Genomic DNA, 21,602 nt, shown 5'->3' with positions numbered 1-21,602 from the left:
CTCGTAAAGCGTGGTTAGCATTCGATGACGTTCACGGCGAGCCCGCCGCGCGACGTCTCCTTGTATTTCGTCTTCATGTCGGCACCGGTCTCGCGCATCGTCTTGATGACCGAATCGAGCGACACGTAGTGATGACCGTCGCCCTTGAGCGCCATCCGCGACGCGTTGAGCGCCTTGATCGCGCCCATCGCGTTGCGCTCGATGCAGGGAATCTGCACGAGGCCGCCGACGGGGTCGCAGGTCATGCCGAGGTTATGCTCCATGCCGATCTCGGCGGCGTTCTCGACCTGGTCCGGCGTGCCGCCCATCACGGCGGCGAGTGCAGCGGCGGCCATCGAGCAGGCGACGCCCACCTCGCCCTGGCAGCCCACTTCCGCGCCGGAGATCGACGCCGTTTCCTTGTAGATGATGCCGATCGCGGCGGCGGTCAGCAGGAAGTCAACGATGCCGCTCTCGTTCGAGCCCGGCACGAACTTCACGTAGTAGTGCAGCACGGCGGGAATCACGCCGGCCGCGCCGTTGGTCGGCGCGGTGACGACGCGGCCGCCCGCGGCGTTCTCTTCGTTGACGGCCATCGCGTAGAGGTTGACCCAGTCGAGCATCGAGAGCGGATCGCGCAGCGATTCTTCGGAGTGCATGCGCAGGTGCTTCGACAATTCGGCCGCGCGCCGCTTCACACCCATCGGCCCAGGCAGGCGGCCCTCGGCGCGGCAGCCGCGCTCGACGCAAGCGGCCATCGTGCGCCAGATCGCGAGCAGCCCTTCGCGCACCTCTTCGGGCGAGCGCGACGCGCATTCGTTCGCAAACGCGACCTGCGCAATCGACTTGCCGCTGGCGCGGCACTGGCGCAGCAAATCGTCGCCCGTGCGGAACGGATACGCCACCTCCCCGCCGGGCCGCGCGCCGTTCACGCGGTCGCCCTCGCGATTGACGACGAAACCGCCGCCCACCGAGTAATACTCTTTCTCGACGAGCAGCTGGCCGTGCTCGTCGAAGGCCTGGAAGCGCATCCCGTTCGGATGCACGACGGCCGTGCCGGTCATGAGCTTGCGATAGAAGGCGACGTCCTCTTTCTCGTCGAAGCGGATCGCGTGCTGATTCAAAAGACGCAGCGACTTGCCGCGCCGGATCTCGGCGAGCCGCGGCCCGATCAGGTCGGGATCGATCACGTCGGGCAAGTTCCCTTCGAGCCCGAGCAGCACGGCCTTGTCGGTGCCGTGGCCTTTGCCGGTCGCGCCGAGCGAGCCGTAGAGCTCGACCTTCACGCGCCGCACGAAGCCGAGCAGGTTCGTATCCTCGACGTGCGAGGCGAACCGGCACGCGGCGATCATCGGCCCGACCGTATGCGAGCTCGACGGGCCGATGCCGATCTTGAAGAGATCGAAGACGCTGACGTTCATGCTGGGCTGCCTCATCGTTCGTGACTTGGCGCCAGTAGACCAAAGCGTAAAATCGGCCGATAGAACAAAAACGGCATCGACGTGGGATGCCGCCGCCACGGCCGCTCTCACCGGTCCTGAAAGTGCGTTTCGCCGATGGTTCGCGGCGGAAAAGCACAAGCGGCGCAACCGGCGATCGGCGACGCTCGAAGTGTGGCGGTCGCGGCCAGCGTCCTCATTTCCAACCGCCCTACGCACCCGCATGAAACTCGCCGACTCTCCACTGCCGACCTCCGCCGACGCCACGCAAAAGGCGCGCATCCGCTTCGGCATCGTGCTGCTGCCGAACTTCACGCTGACGGCGTTCTCTGGCTTTGTCGACATGCTGCGCCTCTCGGCCGACGAAGGCGACTACAGCAAGCCCGTGCGCTGCTCGTGGAGCGTGATCGGCGACACGCTCGCGCCCGTGCGCGCGAGCTGCGGGATCCAGGTGACGCCGTGGGAAACCTTCGAAACGTTTGATAAGGCCGAGCCGTTCGACTACGTCGTCGTGGTCGGCGGCCTGCTGCACTCGGGGCCGCAGGCGAGCGACGAGACGCTGCGCTTCATCCAGCGCGTGGCGCGCGGCGGCACGACGCTGGTCGGCATCTGCACGGGCGTATTCGCGCTGATGCGCGCGGGCGTGCTCGACGCGCACCGCATCTGCGTGAGCTGGTTCCACTACTGGGATTTCGTCGAACGATTTCCCTCAGTGGATACCGGCCTGCTGATCGCCGACCGGCTCTTCGTGATCGACCGGCGGCGCATCACCTGCTCGGGCGGGCGCGCGTCGATCGACGTCGCGGCGGCGATCCTGCTGCGGCACTTCGAGCACGCGACGGTGCAGAAGGCGCTGCGCATCCTGCTCGTCGGCGAGATGCAGAAGGGCAACGCGCCGCAGCCGCATCCGCCGGGGCTGGAGCCCGCCACGCATCCGAAGGTGAAGCGCGCGATTCTGCTGATGGAACAGCACGTGGGGCGGTCGCTGCCGCTCGAGGAACTGGCCTGCAAGCTCGATTTGTCGGCGCGGCAGTTGGAGCGGCTGTTCAAGGCCGGGACGGGGAAGAGTCCGCAGGCCTTCGCGAAGCAGGTGCGGCTGCGCACGGCGGCTTGGCTGTTGACGAGCTCGGATCGAACCGTGGCCGATATCGCGTCGAGTTGCGGGTTCTCCGACGCGTCGCATCTGGGGCGCGAGTTCCGCAAGCAACACGGCGTGCCGCCCGCGACGTTCCGCGAGCAGCGGGGCAAGATCGAAGGCGGCACGCTTTCCCAAGACGAAAGCTGCGCATTGACTGGCGGGCTTTATTGAAAGCAAGCGCCCCCGCGATCCTTCTGCTCGCGGGGGCGCATGGCTTCGGGTGAGGAAAGCGAAGCGGCGTCAAGGCGTGCCGCTGAACTGCGTCACTCGCAGATACGTGCTCGATCCCAGCTGCAAATTGAAGCCCAGCGCCAGCAGGTTGGAAATCGTCAGCTTGAGGCGTTGACCGTTGAACGTCGGCAAGGTGCTGACCGGGAACGTCACGCCATGACTGCCGCCGACGCAAGCCGCAATCGGTTCCGACACCGTGGCGAGCGTGGTCGGCGAGCCGCCCGACGCGTCCGTCTCCTGCAGCGTGTAGTTCAAGCCAAGCGCGAGCCCCACGGTGCAGGGTATGGTCAGCGTGAACGCGGCGCCCGTTTGCGACGTGCCCGTCATGACCGGATCGGTCGACCAGCTCAAGCTGCTCAGCAGCCCCAGGTAGAGCACCGGGCCGGAAGCGGGCGCGGTCTGCGTGGCCGCATAGTTGCCGGCCACCAGCGGAACATCGTTGCCGTGGAGATAGAACGTCAGCGTATGCGGCGGCGCCACCGTGTGGGCGGTCCTCAGGAAGGCGGGGAACTGGCCGACGGGAATCGTCTGCGTCACCGTGTTGCTGGAAGTGCTGAATGCATACACCTGGTTGACGACCGTGTCGCCGACATAACCGCGCGCGCCGTCCGAACTCAAGTCGACACCGAATAGCCCATCGGGGTTGCCAACATAGATCTTGCCGGTCACCGAGCTGCTCGCGGTATCGATCACGTTGACCACCCCGTTCGACTTCGCGACGTACACCTTGGTGCCGTCAGGCGACACCGCGAGACCGTGCGTATACGCCCCGAGCGAAATATCGGCCAACTGCGCGTTGGTGGCCGTATCGATGACTTGCACGTCCTGGTATGAGCTGACGTAGGCGCGCGTGCCGTCCGGGCTGACACGCACGTCGGATACCGACGCCACCGGGGAAATGGTGGAGGTCAACGTGAGCGTGGCCGTATCGATCACGCCGATCTGATTTCCGCCACCGCTGTAAATCGTCTTGCCGTTCGGGGTAATGGCAAGCGCAATTGAAATATCCGTTGCCAGGCTGTTGCTCGCGACAACCTTGTTCGTGGAGGTATCGATTGCTGATATGTAATACGTCCCGTTGACTCCCCCGACATAGACACGCGAACTGTCCGGACTCACCACGATATCGCCGGCGCCATTCGGCACATTGATCGTCGCGACGACAGCTTGCGTCGCGGTATTAATGGAGGAAACGGAATTATCCGAAGTGTTCACGACGTAGGCACGCAGGCCGTCCGGAGCAATGGCAACCGCAATAGGTCCATTGCCGACCGACACGGTCGCAACGACCTTGGCGCTGGATTGATCGATAACCGAAACCGTATTGGAGGAAAAATTCGGCACATAAACCAAGTCCGCGGCATTCGCGCCACTGGCCATACCCAGAGCCAATGTCAATCCGGCCAGGCATTCCAGAAGGCCGCGCCTTACCATACGACAATACCACTGCAATAGCGTCGACATAGACACCTCTTCGGCAATCCAAGATTGATTACCACGGGAATGGAATAACTCGAATACGCTTCAGCACTCCATGAAATTGACAAAGTAAATTTAGGATCCGATTTCATGCAGATCAAGCATTTCACCAATGAATCTTATTTATCGAACCGACGACAAAATAGCGGCAAAAAAGACCAGTCGGTATTAAAATGAAGGCAACGCCGAAAATCAGATATCCCAATTGATAATTCATTGACTATCTCATTCAAGGACGGCGGTCAAAAAAAACCGATCCACCGCTTTAACCAATTTGCATATCCGACACTGCAAATATCAGTGGGACGATTTCGACTTCTCTCGGTGCAAAGGGATTTTTTACGGAGGCAGAAGGCGCGCGGGCATCGCCGGCACACTTGAGACGAGGCAGCGGACCCGCCCTCCTCTGAAGGGTTTTCCCCGATTCAGCATAGAGCCGCAACTTGTATGATAACCACACAACCCGACAACCCCTGACCCATGTTCGAGAAAATCCCCGCCCGCGCGATGAGCGACGCCGTCGCCCAGCAACTGCTTGCACAAATCGAAAAAGGCAGCTTCGCCGACACCGGCAAACTGCCGTCCGAAGCGGTGCTGTCGCAGGAATTCGGCGTCAGCCGCACCGTGATCCGCGAGGCCATCTCGCGCCTGAAGAACGAAGGCGTGGTCGAAGCGCGCCAGGGCAGCGGCGTGTTCATTGCCGGCAAGAGCGGCGTGCGCCCGCTGCGCATCGATTACTCGGAAGCGGCCGGCGGCGAATCGGTGCTGCAGATTCTGGCGCTGCGCCGCGCGATCGAGGCCGAAGTCGCCTCCGAGGCCGCGATGCATCGCACCGACGCAGACATGGCCGCCATCGACGCCGCCCTCGCCCAGATCGACATCGCCGCGGCCGAGGGCCGCGACGGCGTGGCCGAAGACATCGCATTTCATCGCACCATCGCCGAGGCCACCGGCAACCCCTATTTCCTGAAGACGCTCGCCTTCCTCAATCAGTACCTGGAAGCCGGCGTCCTCGTCACGCGCACGAACGAAGCGCGCCGCGAAGACTTCTCGCGCCAGGTGCGCGACGAGCACGCGGCCATCGTCGCCGCGATCCGCGCGGGCGACCCGATGGCCGCCCGCAACGCCGCCCGCACCCACATGTACAACGCCGCCCGCCGTCTCGCGGAAGCCGGCATTTGCTGACAACCCCTGGCGCTCGCGGCAAAGCAAACCGAAGCGCCCTTCTCCCGAGGTCAAACACTATGTCGAGAAACATCGGAGTCATCGGCCTGGGCGCCATGGGGCTCGGAGTCGCGCGCTCGCTGCTGCGCGCGGGCTTTCGCGTCCATGCCTGCGATCTGCGCGCGCACGTGCTGGAGTCGTTCGCGGCCGAAGGCGGCATCGCCTGCGCGAGCCCCGCCGAGCTCGGCGCGCAATGCGAGGCCGTCGTCACGCTCGTCGTCAATGCGGCGCAGACCGAGGCCGTGCTGTTCGGCGAAGAAGGCGCCGTCACGCGGATGAAGCCGGGCGGCGTGGTGATCGCGAGCGCGACCGTCTCGCCCGAGTTCGCGGTCGCGCTCGGCAAGCGCGTCGAGGCCGCCGGCCTGCAGATGCTCGATGCGCCCGTCTCGGGAGGCGCCGCGCGCGCCGCCTCGGGCGAGATGACGATGATGACCTCCGGCCCCGCCGCGGCCTACGCCGCCTGCGAGGACGTGCTCGCCGCCATCGCGGGCAAGGTCTACCGGCTCGGCGATGCGCACGGCGCGGGCTCGAAGGTCAAGATCATCAACCAGCTGCTGGCCGGCGTGCACATCGCGGCCGCCGCCGAGGCGATGGCGCTCGGCCTGCGCGAAGGCGTCGATCCCGATGCGCTCTACGACGTCATCACGCACAGCGCGGGCAATTCGTGGATGTTCGAGAACCGCGTGCCGCACATCCTGCGCGGCGACTATACGCCGCTGTCCGCCGTCGACATTTTCGTGAAGGATCTCGGCCTGGTGCTCGATACGGCGCGCGCGTCGAAATTCCCGCTGCCGCTCTCCGCCGCCGCGCACCAGATGTTCATGATGGCGTCGAGCGCCGGCCACGGCGGCGAGGACGACTCGGCCGTCGTGAAGATTTTCCCCGGCATCGACCTGCCGGCCGGTCATTGATCTCGCGAGCCTTCTTTTTATGAACCCTCCCTACAGCACTCCGCGCCCGCTCATCGGCTGCATCGCCGACGACTTCACCGGCGCCACCGATCTCGCCAACATGCTCGTGCGCAACGGCATGCGCACGGTGCAGACGATCGGCGTGCCGGCGTCGTCCGAGCGCATCGAGGCCGATGCGCTCGTCGTCGCGCTGAAGTCGCGCACGATTGCCGCGGCCTGCGCGGTCGAGCAAGCGAAACAGGCGCTGACGTGGCTGCGCGCGCAAGGCTGCCGCCAGTTCCTCTTCAAGTACTGCTCGACCTTCGATTCGACCGGCGCGGGCAACATCGGCCCCGTCACGGACGCGCTGCTCGACACGCTCGCGATCGGCGACGACCGCGGCTTCACGATCGCCTGCCCCGTGTTTCCCGAGAACGGCCGCACGCTCTATCGCGGGCACCTGTTCGTCGGCGACACGCTGCTCAACGAGTCGGGCATGGAGAAGCATCCGCTCACGCCGATGACCGATCCCAATCTCGTGCGCGTGCTGCAACGGCAGACGAGCTCGAAGGTCGGGCTGATCCGCTTCGACACCGTCGCGCAGGGCGTGGCCGCCGTGCGCGAGCGGATCGCCGCGCTGCGCACGGACGGCGTGCGCATTGCGATCGCCGACGCCTTGTCCGACGACGACCTGCGCACGCTCGGCGAGGCCTGCGGCGACCTGCCGTTGATCACGGGCGGCTCGGGCATCGCGATCGGCCTGCCCGGCAATTTCCGGAGCGCGGGCCTGCTGGCGAAGCATGGCGACGCGGCGCAGGTGCCAGCCGTCGACGGGCTTTCGGCCGTGCTGGCGGGCAGCGCATCGACGGCAACCAACGAGCAGGTCACCACATGGCGCGGCTCCGGCAAGCCGCACTTTCGCGTCGATCCGCTCGCGCTCGCGCGCGGCGAACCGGTCGTCGAGGCTGCGCTATCGTTCGCCCGCGAGTACCTGGGCGGCGCCGACCCGCAGCCGGTATTGATCTACGCGACCGCGACGCCCGACGAAGTCCAGCGCGTCCAGCAGGCGCTCGGCGTGGCGCACGCGGGCGAGCTCGTCGAGGCCGCGCTCGCCTCGATCGCGCGCGGGCTGCACGCGCTCGGCGTGCGCAAGTTCGTCGTCGCGGGCGGCGAGACCTCGGGCGCCGTCGTGCAGGCGCTGCGCGTCCAGGCGCTCGCGATCGGCGCGCAAATCGATCCGGGCGTCCCCGCCACCGTCACCATCGGCGGCGAGCCGCTCGGGCTCGCGCTGAAATCGGGCAACTTCGGCGCCGTCGATTTCTTCGACAAAGCGCTGCGGCGCCTCGCCGGAGCCGCATGATGCAAACCGTCGACCGAAGCGAAGCGAAGCTGCGCGAAGAGATCTGCACCATCGGCGCGAGCCTCTACACGCGCGGCTACACAGTCGGCAGCGCGGGCAACATCAGCGCGCGGCTCGACGACGGCTGGCTCATCACGCCGACCGACGCCTGCCTCGGCCGCCTCGACCCCGCCGGGATCGCCAAGGCCGATCTGGCGGGCAACGCGGTATCGGGCGGCAAGCCGTCGAAGACGCTCGCCCTGCATCGCGGCATCTACGCGAACAACGCCGAGGCGCGCGGCATCGTCCATACGCATTCGACGCACCTCGTCGCGCTGACGCTCGCCGGCGTCTGGCGCGAGACCGACGTGCTGCCGCCGATCACGCCGTACTACGTCATGAAAGTGGGCCACGTGCCGCTGATCCGCTACCGGCGGCCGGGCGACCCGCAAGTCGCCGAGGAAGTCGCGGCGCTCGCCGCGAACGTGCGCGGCGTGCTGCTGGAGCGGCTCGGCCCCGTGGTCTGGGGGGCGTCGGTCTCGCAGGCGTCGTTCACGCTCGAAGAGCTCGAGGAGACGGCGCGCCTGTGGCTCATGACGAACCCGAAGCCCGAGCCGCTCGGCGAAGCCGCGCTCGACGATCTGCGGCGCGCCTTCAACGCGCGCTGGTAGCGCAAGCACTACAAGCACCCAAAGCACAAATAAGCGGCGCCCACGCCGCGCCATCCATCACCGAACGCCGTCCCGTCCGCTCGCACCGTCGCGAGCGGACGGCGGCCAACCACGTCAGTCAGGAGACAACGACCATGAGTTCGTACCAGGCCTCGACGGCCCGCCCAGCCAGCCAAGCCGCCGCCCCCGCGGGCGGCGCCAAGCTCGAACGCACCTACAAGAAGGTCTTCTGGCGCATCGTGCCGTTCCTGATGCTCTGCTACGTGGTCGCCTATCTCGACCGCGTCAACGTGGGCTTCGCCAAGCTGCAGATGTCGCAGGATCTCGCGTTCAGCGAGACCGTGTTCGGCCTCGGCGCCGGCATCTTCTTCATCGGCTATTTCCTGTTCGAGCTGCCGAGCAACATCCTGATGCACAAGCTCGGCGCGCGCATCTGGATCGCGCGGATCATGATCACCTGGGGCATCCTCTCGGGCCTGTTCGCCTTCGTGCAAACACCCACGCAGTTCTACGTGCTGCGCTTTTTGCTCGGCCTCGCCGAAGCCGGCTTCTACCCCGGCGTGATCCTCTATCTGACGTACTGGTTCCCGTCGCACCGGCGCGCGAAGATCATCGCCGTGTTCATGTCGGCGATTCCGGTATCGGGCATCTTCGGCAATCCGCTCTCGGGCTGGATCATGCAGTCGTTCCACCAGAACGGCGGCTTCGACGGCTGGCAATGGATGTTCATGATCGAGGCGGTGCCGGCCGTGCTGATCGGCATCGCCACGATTCTCTATCTCGACAACGGCATCAAGAGCGCGAAGTGGCTCGACGCGGAAGAAAAGCGCCTGCTCGCCGATGAAATCGCCGCGCAGCCGCAGGAACGGGAACAGCAGCCGCATTCGCTTTCCGCCGTGTTCAAGGACCCCCGCACGTGGTGGATGTCGCTGATCTACTTCTCGTTCGTGACCGGCCAATACGGCCTGACGTTCTGGATGCCGACCCTCGTCAAGTCGACGGGCGTGAGCGGCGCGCTGAACATCGGCCTGCTCAGCGCGATTCCGTTTGCCTGCGCGATCGTCGCGATGAACCTGTTCGGCTACAGCGCCGACAAGCGGCGCGAGCGCCGCTGGCACCTGATCGTGCCAGCGCTGCTGGGTGCCGTGGGTTTCGCGGTCGCCGCCTCGGCCTCCCACAACACCGTGGTCTCGCTCGTGTTCCTGTCGCTCGCGGCGGCCGGCGTGCTGACCTGCGCCCCGCTCTTCTGGTCGCTGCCCACCGCGTTCCTCTCGGGCGCCGCGGCGGCCGCGGGCATCGCGATCATCAACTCGATCGGCAACCTCGCCGGTTTCGCGAGTCCCTATATGATCGGCTACTTGAAGGACCTCACGCAGAGCACGCAGGCAGGGATGTACGTGCTGTCCGCCATGCTCGTGATCGGCGCGATCGCGGTCTGGCTCACGCCCGCGCGCCTCGTGAACCGCTAACCCGACTCTCTCGACTCGACCAGGAATCGCCGCCATGCCTCGCTTCGCCTCCAACCTGACGATGATGTACAACGAACATGCGTTCCTCGACCGCTTCGCCGCCGCGGCGGCGGACGGCTTCAAGGCCGTCGAGTACCTGTTCCCCTACGACTTCGCCGCGGCCGAGCTGAAGGCCCGTCTCGACGCGCACGGCCTGACGCAGGCGCTCTTCAACGCGCCGCCAGGCGACTGGGCGGCGGGCGAGCGCGGCATCGCCTCGCTGCCGGGCCGCGAAGACGAGTTCCGCCGCAGCGTGGATACCGCGCTCGAATACGCGAGCGTGCTCGGCAACGACAAGCTCCACGTGATGGCCGGCCTGATCCGCCCCGAGCAATCGCGCGAGCTGCACCGCGACGTCTATCTGCGCAATCTCGACCACGCCGCGCAGGCGGCGCGCGCGCAGGGCGTCACCGTCGTCATCGAGCCGATCAACACGCGCGACATCCCCGGCTTCTTCCTGAACCGGCAGGACGACGCGCAGACCATCTGCCAGGAAGTCGGCGCGCCGAACCTCAAGGTGCAGTTCGACTGCTATCACTGCCAGATCGTCGAAGGCGACCTCGCCGTGAAGCTCAAGCGCGACATGGCCAGCATCGGCCACATCCAGATCGCAGGCGTGCCCGAGCGGCACGAGCCGGACATCGGCGAGCTGAACTATCCGTACCTGTTCGAGCTCATCGACGCGCTCGGCTACGACGGCTGGATCGGCTGCGAATACCGCCCGCGCGCGGGCACCTCGGCCGGCCTCGGCTGGCTCAAGCCTTATCTCTAAGGCATCGCATTCTCGATAGAAGGACCCGACATGAAAGTTCTGATTACCGGCGGCGCCGGGTTTCTCGGCCAGCGTCTCGCGCGCGAGCTGCTCGAGCGCGGCGAAATCGCCGGCGCTGACGGCAAGCGCGAGCGCATCGGCGAGCTCGTGCTGCTCGACGTCGTCGAAGGCGCCGATCTCGGCGATGCGCGCGTCAAGACGCTCGTCGGCGATATCGGCGAGCGCAGCGTGCTCGAAAACGCGATCGATACGGACACGGCCGCGATCTTCCATCTGGCCGCGATCGTCAGCGGCCAGGCCGAGGCCGATTTCGACCTCGGCATGCGGATCAATCTCGACGCGTCGCGCCTGCTGCTCGAAGTGTGCCGCGCGCGCGGGCATCGTCCGCGCGTCGTGTTCACGAGCTCGGTCGCGGTCTACGGCGGCGAGCTGCCGGCCGTCGTGCAGGACGACACCGCGTTGAACCCGCAGTCGTCGTACGGCGCTCAGAAGGCGATCGCCGAGCTGCTGCTGTCCGACTACACGCGGCGCGGCTTCGTCGACGGGCGCGTGCTGCGCCTGCCGACCATCAGCGTGCGTCCGGGCAAGCCGAATGCCGCAGCTTCGTCGTTCGCGAGCGGCATCGTGCGCGAGCCGTTGAGCGGCGAGGAAGCCGTGTGCCCGGTGCCGGGCGAAACGAGGCTGTGGCTGCTCTCGCCGCGCGGCGCGATCGAGGCGCTGATCGCAGGCTGCGAGCTCGATGGCGCGGCGCTCGGCAACCGGCGCATCGTGAACCTGCCGGGCATTTCGGTGAGCGTGAACGAGATGGTCGAGGCGCTGCGCGAAGTGGCGGGCGACGAAGCCGTCGCGCGCATCCGCTGGGAAACCGACGGGCGCATCGTGAAGATCGTCGGCAGCTGGCCGGGAAGCTGGAATACGGAGCGCGCCGAAAAGCTGGGGCTCAAGGGCGATGCGAGCTTTGCCGACGTGATCCGCAGCTACATCGAAGACGAGAAGCGGTAACGGACTGCAGCACGGCGCGCGCCGGATCAAGCCATCATGGCCCGATCCAGCGCAGGCGGGCATCGAGCCTCAATGCGACGCCAGATAGCTCTTCACCGCCGCCAACCCATCCTTCCCGTCGAACGTCGTCACGCCCGCGAGCCACTGGCTCAGCACCTGCGGGTTCGCCTTCAGCCAATCGAGCGCGGCCTTGTCCGGGTTCTGCTTGTTCATGATCGGCACCATCACATGGTTCTCGATGCCGGTCGTGAACTGCAGGTTCGACACGAGCTTCGCCGCATTCGGGCAGCGCGCGGCATAGTCGGGCGGCGTCGCCGTAAAGACCTTCGCCTCGCCGTAGTTCGGCCCGAACACGTCGTCGCCGCCGCTCAGGTAGTCGATCTTCATCTGCACGTTCATCGGATGCGGCTCCCAGCCGAGGAACACGATCCACTGCTTCTCGCGGATCGCCTTGTTCACTTCGACGAGCATCCCCGCCTCGCTCGATTCGACGAGCTTGAACTTGCCGATGCCGAACTGGTTGCCGTCGATCATCTTCTTGATCAGCGCGTTGCCGTCGTTGCCGGGCTCGATGCCGTAGATCTTACCGTCGAGCTTGTCCGCGTACTTCTGGATGTCGGCGAACGATTTCAGGCCGCCGTTATAGACGTAGTCGGGTACGGCCAGCGTGTATTTCGCGCCGGTCAGGTTCGGCGTCGCCAGCACCTTGACCGAGCCGGCCTTGACGAACGGGTCGATGATCGGGTCCATGGTCGGCGCCCAATAGCCGAGGAACACGTCGATCTGCTTGCTCTTGATGCCCGCGAACGTGATCGGCACCGAGGCGATCGTCTTCGTGGGCGTATAGCCAAGGCCCGTGAAGATCGTCGATGCGAGGCCGGTCGTCGCCGCGATGTCGGTCCAGCCGACGTCGGCAAAGCGCACGTTGCGGCATACGCCAGGGTCGGCCGCCTGCACGGGTGTGACCGTCATTGCAGCCGACACGCCGAGCGCACAGGCTGCCGCTGTCAGGATTCGCTTCATTGCATTTCTCCTCGGGTTTTGTTGGATAGTCTTGCGAACCGCCCGCGCGCGATCAGTTCGGGCCGCGCCTCTCGAGGCTTGGCGCGTGTCCGAACAACGCGCGGTACGCCTTGCTGAAATGGCACGGCGAATGAAACCCGCAATCGGTGGTCACGCGCGCGATCGATGCGTCCGTGGTACGCAGCAGCTCTCGCGCGCGCCGCAGGCGCAGCGTCAGGTAGTAGTGCGTCGGCGAAATGTTCAGATACACCTTGAACATCCGCTGCAAATGGCGCTGCGATAGCTGCACGAGATGGGCAAGCTCGTCCAGCGACAACGGCTCTTCGATGTTCGCCTCCATCAGCCGCACCGCTTCGATCAGTTCAGCGCGCGTAAAACCGACACGCGCATCGACCGGAATCGGCTGCTGGTCCGATTCGCCGCGTATGCGCGCCAGAATGAACTGCTCGGAAACCTGTGCGGCCAGGTTCTGCCCCAAACGATTGCCGACCAGGTTCAGCATCATGTCGAGCGGCGCGGTGCCGCCCGTGCAAGTGAGGCGGTCGCGATCGATGATGAACAGCTCTTCGGTGAAACGCACGCGCGGAAACTCCGCATGCAACGCCGGAAGATTCTCCCAATGAACGGCGCAGCGGTAACCGTCGAGCAGCCCCGCGCTCATCAGCGCATAAGCGCCCGTGCAAACGCCTCCGAGCGGCACGCCGCGCTGCGCCAGGTCCGTGAGCAAATCTTGCACCGGTGTGCCGACGGCATCGCGAATCCGTACTCCGCCGCAGACGATCAATACGTCAGGCACGCCAGCCTCTTCTATCGACTGGGTCGGCTTCAAGGTGATGCCGTTGCTCGCGTGGACCGGCACGCCGTCGGCCGAGATCACCGACCAGCGGTAATGCTCCGCCCGAGCGACATAGTTCGTCATGCGCAGCACTTCGATCGCGCTCGTGAACGCGATCATGGAAAAATTCGGCAGCGTCAACAAACCGAAATGCGCGGGCGGCGGCAACGGCGACTCTGTCGTGGCTGGCGTCACGTCGCTCTCCATGAGCATGAAGACGGGTTTGATGGTCGCGGCGGCAAGGCCATGCCGCGACGGCTATATGCGCTGCGGTTGCAGCACGAGCTTGCTCAACTCTGCGCCACCGCCTCTTGCGTGCGGCGCACGCGCATCGCGTTGCGCAGGCCCGCGAACGGCTTGGCCGATGCCGTACCGGGCGTGCGGCCGAAGCTCTCGGTGATGCGATCGAGAATGATCGCGAGCAGCACGACCGACAGGCCGCTTTCGAACCCGAGTCCGATATCGAGGCGCTGGATGCTCGCCAGCACGTCGTTGCCGAGCCCTCCCGCACCGACCATCGACGCGATGATCACCATCGACAGCGCCATCATGATGGTCTGATTGACGCCTTGCATGATCGAAGGAAGCGCATTCGGAAACTGCACCTTGTACAGCAATTGCCACGGCGTGCAGCCGAACGCCTGCCCCGCTTCGACGATCTCGCGGTTCACGTGCCGAATGCCCAGGCTCGTCAGGCGCACGGCGGGCGGCATTGCGAAGATGACGGTGGACAAAATCCCGGGCACGCGCCCGAGGCCGAACAGCATCGCGGCCGGAATCAAGTAGACGAAGGCCGGCATCGTCTGCATCAAGTCGAGAATCGGCCGCACGACGAGCGCAACGTGCTTGTTCTTCGCGGTCCAGATACCGAGCGGAACGCCGAAGACCAGGCTGATGATCGTCGAGGACAACGTCAGCCCGAGCGTCACGACCGTCTGGTCCCAAAACCCGGTCGCATAGACGAGGAGCAGAGAAAGCGCAGTGAAGAGCGAGAAGCGCAAGCCCACGCGCCACAAGCCCACGACGATGAAGAACGCCATCAGCGCCCACATCGGAATCGCCTGCAGACCGTGCTCGACGAAAGCCGCGAGGTCTTCGATCGTCTTGCCGATCGCATCGAACGTGTGGCTGTCGTGATCGAGCAGGTAGTGAACCGACTGATCGACCCATTGACCCAGCGGGATGATCTCAGACATGGGAACCTCGTACGCGCGTCAGCGCCTTCAGAACGACGGACCGGTCGACGGATCCGCAATAACAGCCGTCGTCGTCGACGACAGGCAAAGCGGTCGCGTTCGCGACGACCCTCGACACCACGTGCTCGAGCGGCGCCGCGTGGGAGATGCATTCGACCTTGTTGACTTGCGGCGATGCATCGCCGAGCGCGGCGCGCGTGACAAAACCGCGGATCTTGTGCTCGCCGTCGAGCACGAATGCGTACTCGGCGCTGCCGTTGAGCGGCGCCGCCACGTTCGACGCGTCGAGCTGTCTCACGAGCGGGACGTCATCGGTCTGCATCAGGTCGGCGGCGGTGAGATAGCGGCTGGTATCGACGCCTTCGAAGAACGCCCTGACGTATTCGTCTGCTGGATTGCTGATGATTTCCTGTGGCGTACCCACTTGCACGAGGCGCCCGCCCTCCATGATCGCAATCCGGTTGCCGATGCGAAGCGCCTCTTCCAGATCGTGCGACACGAACATGATGGTGCGCCGCTGGTTCTTCTGCAGTTGCAGGAGAACGTTCTGCATTTCCTTGCGCTTGAGCGGATCGAGTGCCGAGAACGCCTCGTCCATGATCATCAGCGACGGGTTCACCGTCAGCGCCCGCGCAAGGCCCACGCGCTGCTGCATGCCGCCGGACAGCTCGGAGGGCAGCTTCTGCGCGAACGCCGCAAGCCCCACCTGTTCGAGCACGGCAAGCGCGCGCTTTTCCCGCTCCTTCTTGCCGATGCCCGCGACTTCGAGGCCGAAGGCCGCATTCGACAACACGGTGCGCTGCGGCATCAGCGCGAACGATTGGAACACCATGCTCATGTCCTTGCGGCGCAGCGCGACCAGCTCCGAGCGCCGCACCGCCGCGATGTCGCGGCCGTCGACCAGCACCTTGCCGGCGCTCGGTTCGACGAGCCGGTTGACAAGGCGGATCAGCGTCGATTTGCCGGAGCCCGACAGCCCCATCAACACGAAGATCTCGCCCTCCCGGACGTCGAACGACACGTTGTGGACACCAACCACCTGCCCCGTGCGCGCGAAGACCTCGTCCTTCGTCGCGCCGGCCGCCAGCATGTCGAGCGCCTGCTTCGGGTTGCTTCCGAAAACCTTGCAGAGACCCTCGACTATGACTTTGGGGGAATTCATCGAATCCATCTCCTTCTCCGGCAAGCGATTGCCTGCACCGTATGCATACATGTTTGCTAGAAAAAACCCCGAACTGCCGATGAATTCCGACAACTGCTTGCGCAAATACGACACATGCCAAAAAACACAAGTCCTGGCGCATCGCAACACAAAAAAAAGTCGCCGTGCCTCGCTCCGGACAGGAGCGCGGCACGGCGACCGGGACAAAACCGGTGTAGCGGGAGCCGCGTGCGGCTAAGGCTTCGCGACGCCGCTCGTCGACAGATAAACCGGCTGTCCGCCTGGCGCGGCGACGACCGCCGTCAACGCCACGCGATCCTCGCGTTGCTTGCCGGTAAAGCTCGCGCCGTCATCGTCGCTAGTCAGCGATACGCCATCGAGAGACGACGCGACGATGCGCTTGTCCCCGACCTGCAGCAGACCCGTGACCGAACTCTTGTAGCGTGTCTTCGAAGCCTGCCAGGTCGCTCCGCCGTCCGCGCTGCGGTAGATCGTGCCCCGCAGGCCCCCGACGAGCACCGTGCCGTCCCGCAGGGCGACACCGGTCCAGAACGAGCCGGGGTACCCCGTCTCCGCGTAGGCCCACGTGGCTCCCGAATCCGTCGAACGCATCACCCGCCCCTGCTCGCAAGCGACATAGAGCGTGCCCTTGGCATCGGCAAAAAGCGCGTACAGGTTCCGGTCCGCCTTCTTCGCGCCCGGCGGCGGCGGCAGCTTCACCGTCGTCCAGGTCGCGCCGCCATCGGTCGTGTGCAGCATCAGCGACCACAGGCCCACCGCCCATCCTTCGTTGGCGTCTTTGAAGTAAGCGGAGAAGAGCGGCTGGTCGACGGCGATGTCGCTGCGCTGCAGCGTCCACGTCTCGCCGCCATCCCGAGTGCGCAAAATCACGCCCCAATGCCCCACGGCCCAACCGTTGTGAGCATCGGCAAACGACACCGAGGTCAGCGTCACGTCCGCCGCCACCGATTTCGCTTGCCGGTAGGTCTTGCCGTCGTCGTCGGACAACAGCACGACGCCATGGTCGCCGACCACCACCAGCCTGTTGCCGGCGCGCGCCGCCCCGAGCAGCTGCACCTGCGCCGCCGCACTCGCTTGCTCGGCTGGATGAAGCTGCAGTTGCGGCTTCACGTCCGGCGCGGCTTCAGCCGCACAGGCGAACGGCGAGGTGGCGCCGCACAGCGCGAGTAGCGCGGCATTCAGATTCCGTCTGAATATTGACTTCATGATCGTGCCCTCCGTCAGTGGCTGAAGACGCCCGGCGCACGCGCCGGCTTGCGCCGCGGGAACACGCGCTCGAGTACGACGGCGAGCGCCGGCAATGCCGTCATCGCCATCACCAGATTGACGATGAACATGAACGCGAGCAGCTTGCCCATGTCTGCCTGGAACTTCAGCGTGGAGAAACTCCAGGTCGCGACGCCGATCGCGAGCGTGATCGCCGTGAAGATCGTCGCCATTCCGACCTCGAGGATCGAATGCTCGAGCGCCTTGACGATTGGCTCGCCCGCCGCGAGATGACCCTGCAGCCGGTTGTAGATATAGAACGCGTAGTCCACGCCGATACCGACCGCCAGCACCATCACGGGCAAGGTGGCGACAGTCAGCCCGATCTCGAACGCCTTCATGAACCAGTAGCCAATGAATGTGCCGACGGTCAGCGGCAGACAGCACGCGAGCACCGCGCGCAAATCGCGGTACACGATGAACACGAGCAGCACGATTGCCGCGTAGACGTACAGCATCATCGGCAACTCGCTCTTCGCCACCTCGTCGTTGATTGCGGCGAGCACGCCCGCATTGCCGGCCGCCAGACGAACCTGGATGCCCGGCGTCGGGTGCGTATCGCGGAACCGCTTCACGGCGTCGATCACGCGGTTGATCGTGGCCGCCTTGTGATCGGACAGATACAGGTGAACGGCAGTCATGCTGCAGTCCTTGTTCAGATAGCCCCGCACGCGCCCGATTTCCGTGCTCAGGCCCGCATAGTTGCCCGAATCGATCGGCACGGCGCTCATCTTCGGATTGCCTTCGTTGTAGCCCTCGTTATAGGTGCGCAGCATGTCCGGATAGGAGCTGATCGACACGACTCCCGGCACGTCCCGCAACGCGTAGGTCAGCTTGTCGTCGAAGGTGCCGACCGCGGGGCTCTCGCAAGAGCCGGGCGGCGCCTCGATCACGACCGAGAGCCAGTCGAGCCCGACGTCGAAGCTGCTGGCGATCGCCACCGCGTCGCGATTGAAGCGCGCGTCCGGACGCAATTCGGGTGCCCCCGGCTGCAGCGTGCCGACCACGCGATCGCGGCTCTGCCAGACCGCCGTCGCGAACACGCCCGCCACGACGACCAGCACGATCACCGCGTTGCGAGGCTCCGCCACGCGCGCGAGTCTGCGCAGCCAGCCGGCGCGCTGCTCGCGCTTCTTCATCGCCTTCTCGGCATAGGCCTTCGTGAAGTTGAAGCACGACGCGGCGAGCGGAAGCATGACGAGGTTCGTCAGGATCTTGTAGCCGACCCCGAGCGAGGCGGTAATCGCGAGTTCGCGAATCATCGGGATCGGGATCATCAGCAGCGTGACGAACGACACGAGTGCCGTCACGAGCGCCAGCGTGCCCGGAATCAGAAGACCCGTGAAGCTATGGCGCGCAGCCTGCAACGACGATTTGCCGTGGGCGAGCTCGCGCGTGATGAAGTTGATCTGCTGAACCCCGTGCGACACGCCGATGGCGAACACCAGGAACGGCACCAGCACGCCCAATGGATCGAGCCCGAAGCCGAGAAGCCGCAGCGTGCCGAACTGCCAGACGAGCGAGGTGAGCGAGCACGCGATCGGCAGCACGGTGAAGCGGATCGAATGGCAATACCAGTACACGGCCAGCGCGGTAAGCAGCAAGGCAATCGCGCAGAACAGGAGCACCGACTTCGCACCGTCGGCGATGTCGCCGATCTGCTTGGCGAAACCGATGATCTGGACGTCGTAGTTCGCATCCTCAAAGGGTTGCCGCAGCTTCTGTTCGAGCAGATGGTTGTACTGGACGTAGTCGATCTTCTTGCCGTCCGTCCCCACCTCGCCGATTTCCGCCGTGATCATCGCAGCCGCTTCGTCGCGCGACACCAGCGAGCCGATGAAGCCCCCCTCGACCGTCGAGCGCTGGATCTGCGCAATGATGTCCTGAGTCAGGCCGCCCGGCGTCACCGTGCCCGGGATGATCGGCTGAGAACGGAACCCGTCTTCGGTGATTTCGTTGACGAAGCTGTTGGGCGTCCAGAGCGACTGCACGCCGAGCCGGTCCACATTGGGCAGGTACGCGACGGCCTGGGTAACCGCGGCGAGCCGCGCGAGCCCTTCCTTGGTCCAGATCGTTCCGTGCTTTGCCTTCACGACAACCGTCAGGCGATTCGCCCCGAACAAGTCGGCACGGTACTTGTTGAACGTCTGCACATACTCGTGGCCAATCGGAATCTGCTTTTCGAAGCCTGCGTCCATGCGCAATTGCGCGGCGAAGAACGCCATCACTGCCGTGAATACGGCGAAAACGCCCAACACGAAAAGGCGCCGGGAGAACAGCCAGTTCTCTAGATGACGGATGCTGTTGAATAACACGTGCAGTCTCCTGAATACTGTCGATCGGAGTTGGCGCTTTAGCGCCTACTCCGATCCCATGCCGCGCTGTTCCAAGTTAGCGCTTTAGCGCTTACTTGGAGCTGTGCGGCGGCCGGGACGCTGCGCACACGTCCTATATGTTTCAGGCGCTTCGGGTCGAAGCGCCTGAAACCGTCTGGTTAAAAATTGCGCGTCACGAACAGGCCGACGAAGTTGCGGTCGCCGAAGGGCTGCGATACGGCATTGCCGCCGAAGTAGATCGTGTAGTTGATGCCCGCTTGCCACACCTGCGGGTTCTGGTTGAACAGCAGGTAGAAATTGATCGACTTCGCGCCTTGCTCGTAGTTGGCCGAGAACGTCGGTGTGTAGCCCGAGACGGCATCGTAGAAGGTCATGCCCGGCGTCAATTGCCAGCCGGGAATCACGGTCCCGTCATAGGTCCAGTTGAAGTCCATCGTCAATCCGACCGAGCGTGCCGTGCCCTGCGCCGCCGCGATCGGATAGCCCAGGCCCGAGTTGTTGTTCAGCCACGTGCCGTAGCCGGCGTCCACCACCTGGTAGACGCTCTGGCCGTTGATGTTGCGGTAGTACTGCGCACTCGGGCTCAGCCCGGGATAGTCGATCAACGTGACTTCCGCGGTGAACACCGCCATGTCGGCACCGATCAGCTTCAGCATCGGATAGGACGACTTCGTCAGGTTCAACTGCGCGTTGATGTCGAACTGAAACTTCTTCATGTCCTTGTAGGCGGGGCAATCGATGCCGGCTACCCCGTTCGTCTGCGCATCGGTCGGGCCGCCCGGCGCAAAGCAGGACGACATCGCCACCGCGTCGTGCGGCCGGTACGAGAGCTCGGATCCGATCGCCCAGTCGCCGAGCGAAAAATTCGAGCTGACGCCGAAGAGCTGCCGGTTCTTCAGGTACGACCACTGCGCCGAACCATTCGCGAGGTACGACAGCACCGGCGCCTTGTCGATGTAGTTCTCGTAATAGAACGCGAAGCTGATATCCGCGTTCGGCGGCTTGTAGCCGATCTTCACGCCGAACTGCGGACTGTTGCTCGGCAACACGGTGCTATACGGCACGCCGATCGGGTTCGTCTGCAGGCCGGTGTACGCGCCGTTCACGAGATTCGAACTGACCGTGTTGACGAGCCCGTTGTTGTTGCTGCTGTTGTTGCCGGGTATCGTGCCCGCGATCGTGCCCGCGTCAATGGCGCCGACGTTGAAATTGGTAGAGTTGAACGACCCCGGCAGCGAGCCTCGGCCAAACACGTTCGACGTCGACCAGTAGGTGCCCACCGGCGGATACTTGTTGCCGTTCCACTGAACCTGCAAATAGCCCTCGGTGGAAAAGCCGTAGGGCAATCCGCTCGCGAAGCTGATCATCGGCGCGGGCAGCAGCGCCTGCTTGAGCTGGGTGCCTGGAATATAGAGCTTCTGGATGTCGAGCGAGTTCGTCGCATTGATGCCGCCCGACGCGAAGTAGCTCTCGCCCCAGTTGATCACCTGATTACCGACGCGGACGTGCGCGCGTTCGTCACCGATGTTGAAATCCTTTTCCGCCCACAGGTCCAGCAGTTGCGCCTGCTTCACGACCTGGTCGTAAGCGGCGGGCGAGAGCTCGGTGCGGTGCGTGTTCGATGCCGCGAAGTCGTACATCGCGGTTGCGCGCACGAGGAATTTATAGCCTTCGCTCGGCATCGTCAGCAGCAGCTCGCTGGTTGCGCTCAGGTACGTGCTGTACGGCTGCCCCTTGCGGTAGTTGAGGTCGCCGTTGTCGCCGTTCGCCCACTGCGCCACGTTCGCGCCGCTGCCGCAGCCGTAGGAATTCGGGTCGCCGGTCAGCGAACAGCTCGGGTTCTGCGTGCGTATCGCCATGCCGCCCGTGATGTTCGACACCCAAGACCCCTTCAGGTCACCGATCCCCGTATCGAATGTGTACGCCGCCGCGGGCGACGAGATGATCGCGCCGCACACGGTCGGCCATAACATACGACCTACTTTTGCTCTCATTTCACCATCCCTTCGTCGTTAAAAGTTATTTAGTTATTCTTAGTATTATTAATTGAGATTCGGCATCGCACTTCCTCTCCAGCGCGATGCCTGCTTT

At 64.8% G+C, this 21,602-nt stretch carries 17 protein-coding genes; 8 read left to right on the top strand and 9 right to left on the bottom strand.

Annotated elements, in window-relative coordinates; genetic code table 11:
* Positions 1-14 precede the first annotated feature (14 nt).
* Complete coding sequence (locus FAZ69_RS28455) at positions 15-1,400, bottom strand: L-serine ammonia-lyase (protein WP_136898430.1); 1,386 nt, start codon at positions 1,398-1,400, stop codon at positions 15-17.
* A gap of 241 nt (positions 1,401-1,641) precedes the next feature.
* On the opposite strand from FAZ69_RS28455, the gene FAZ69_RS28450 reads away from it, so the two are divergent.
* On the top strand, positions 1,642-2,727 hold the full coding sequence (locus FAZ69_RS28450) for a GlxA family transcriptional regulator (RefSeq protein WP_136898429.1): 1,086 nt from the start codon (positions 1,642-1,644) through the stop codon (positions 2,725-2,727).
* Positions 2,728-2,796: 69 nt separating this feature from the next.
* Here the strand turns inward: FAZ69_RS28450 and FAZ69_RS28445 are convergent, their stop codons facing one another.
* Positions 2,797-4,131, bottom strand: a complete 1,335-nt coding sequence (locus tag FAZ69_RS28445; protein WP_169708790.1) for a beta-propeller fold lactonase family protein — start codon at positions 4,129-4,131, stop codon at positions 2,797-2,799.
* 615 nt (positions 4,132-4,746) lie between these two features.
* Here FAZ69_RS28445 and FAZ69_RS28440 point away from each other — a divergent pair.
* The 7 genes from FAZ69_RS28440 to denD all read left to right on the top strand — a co-directional run bounded on the left by FAZ69_RS28440 (position 4,747) and on the right by denD (position 11,672).
* Complete coding sequence (locus FAZ69_RS28440; protein ID WP_136898427.1) at positions 4,747-5,451, top strand: FadR/GntR family transcriptional regulator; 705 nt, start codon at positions 4,747-4,749, stop codon at positions 5,449-5,451.
* Positions 5,452-5,510: 59 nt separating this feature from the next.
* Positions 5,511-6,401: an L-threonate dehydrogenase gene (ltnD, locus tag FAZ69_RS28435; protein ID WP_136898426.1), complete on the top strand. Its 891-nt coding sequence runs from the start codon at positions 5,511-5,513 to the stop codon at positions 6,399-6,401.
* A 19-nt stretch (positions 6,402-6,420) separates the two neighbouring features.
* Positions 6,421-7,740 carry a 3-oxo-tetronate kinase gene (gene otnK / locus FAZ69_RS28430; RefSeq protein WP_136898425.1) on the top strand — a complete coding sequence of 440 codons (1,320 nt, stop codon included), beginning with the start codon at positions 6,421-6,423 and terminating at the stop codon, positions 7,738-7,740.
* A complete protein-coding gene (gene otnC, locus FAZ69_RS28425) occupies positions 7,740-8,390 on the top strand; it encodes a 3-oxo-tetronate 4-phosphate decarboxylase (protein ID WP_136898424.1) in 651 nt (216 codons plus the stop codon). Before otnK ends, otnC begins: the two co-directional genes overlap by 1 nt.
* Before the next feature lie 134 nt (positions 8,391-8,524).
* Positions 8,525-9,859, top strand: coding sequence for an MFS transporter (locus tag FAZ69_RS28420; RefSeq protein WP_136898423.1), 1,335 nt, complete (start codon positions 8,525-8,527; stop codon positions 9,857-9,859).
* A gap of 34 nt (positions 9,860-9,893) precedes the next feature.
* Positions 9,894-10,670 carry a 2-oxo-tetronate isomerase gene (gene otnI / locus FAZ69_RS28415; protein WP_136898422.1) on the top strand — a complete coding sequence of 259 codons (777 nt, stop codon included), beginning with the start codon at positions 9,894-9,896 and terminating at the stop codon, positions 10,668-10,670.
* Between the two features lie 30 nt (positions 10,671-10,700).
* Positions 10,701-11,672, top strand: a complete 972-nt coding sequence (denD, locus tag FAZ69_RS28410) for a D-erythronate dehydrogenase (RefSeq protein ID WP_136898421.1) — start codon at positions 10,701-10,703, stop codon at positions 11,670-11,672.
* Between the two features lie 69 nt (positions 11,673-11,741).
* Here denD and FAZ69_RS28405 read toward each other — a convergent pair whose 3' ends face one another.
* The 7 genes from FAZ69_RS28405 to FAZ69_RS28375 all read right to left on the bottom strand — a co-directional run bounded on the left by FAZ69_RS28405 (position 11,742) and on the right by FAZ69_RS28375 (position 21,484).
* Complete coding sequence (locus FAZ69_RS28405) at positions 11,742-12,695, bottom strand: choline ABC transporter substrate-binding protein (protein WP_136898420.1); 954 nt, start codon at positions 12,693-12,695, stop codon at positions 11,742-11,744.
* Positions 12,696-12,747: 52 nt separating this feature from the next.
* Complete coding sequence (locus FAZ69_RS28400; RefSeq protein WP_136898419.1) at positions 12,748-13,743, bottom strand: GlxA family transcriptional regulator; 996 nt, start codon at positions 13,741-13,743, stop codon at positions 12,748-12,750.
* Positions 13,744-13,820: 77 nt separating this feature from the next.
* The gene (gene choW / locus FAZ69_RS28395; RefSeq protein WP_136898418.1) at positions 13,821-14,726 is read right to left on the bottom strand and encodes a choline ABC transporter permease subunit; all 906 of its coding nucleotides are present in this window, start codon (positions 14,724-14,726) and stop codon (positions 13,821-13,823) included.
* Complete coding sequence (locus FAZ69_RS28390; RefSeq protein ID WP_136898417.1) at positions 14,719-15,888, bottom strand: quaternary amine ABC transporter ATP-binding protein; 1,170 nt, start codon at positions 15,886-15,888, stop codon at positions 14,719-14,721. The genes choW and FAZ69_RS28390 overlap by 8 nt, the downstream gene beginning before the upstream one ends.
* Positions 15,889-16,122: 234 nt before the next feature.
* Positions 16,123-17,115, bottom strand: a complete 993-nt coding sequence (locus FAZ69_RS28385) for a WD40/YVTN/BNR-like repeat-containing protein (RefSeq protein ID WP_136898416.1) — start codon at positions 17,113-17,115, stop codon at positions 16,123-16,125.
* 14 nt (positions 17,116-17,129) lie between these two features.
* Positions 17,130-19,490, bottom strand: a complete 2,361-nt coding sequence (locus tag FAZ69_RS28380; protein ID WP_136898415.1) for an efflux RND transporter permease subunit — start codon at positions 19,488-19,490, stop codon at positions 17,130-17,132.
* A 179-nt stretch (positions 19,491-19,669) separates the two neighbouring features.
* Positions 19,670-21,484 (bottom strand): DUF1302 domain-containing protein, encoded by a 1,815-nt coding sequence (locus tag FAZ69_RS28375; protein WP_240702500.1) that lies wholly within the window; start codon positions 21,482-21,484, stop codon positions 19,670-19,672.
* Positions 21,485-21,602 lie beyond the last annotated feature (118 nt).

It is taken from the genome of Trinickia terrae, assembly GCF_005144415.1.
In the GTDB taxonomy this organism is placed as follows: Bacteria; Pseudomonadota; Gammaproteobacteria; order Burkholderiales; family Burkholderiaceae; genus Trinickia_A; species Trinickia_A terrae.
The sequence above is the reverse complement of the archived record's forward strand: the minus strand, read 5'-3'. Positions and strand labels throughout refer to the sequence as shown.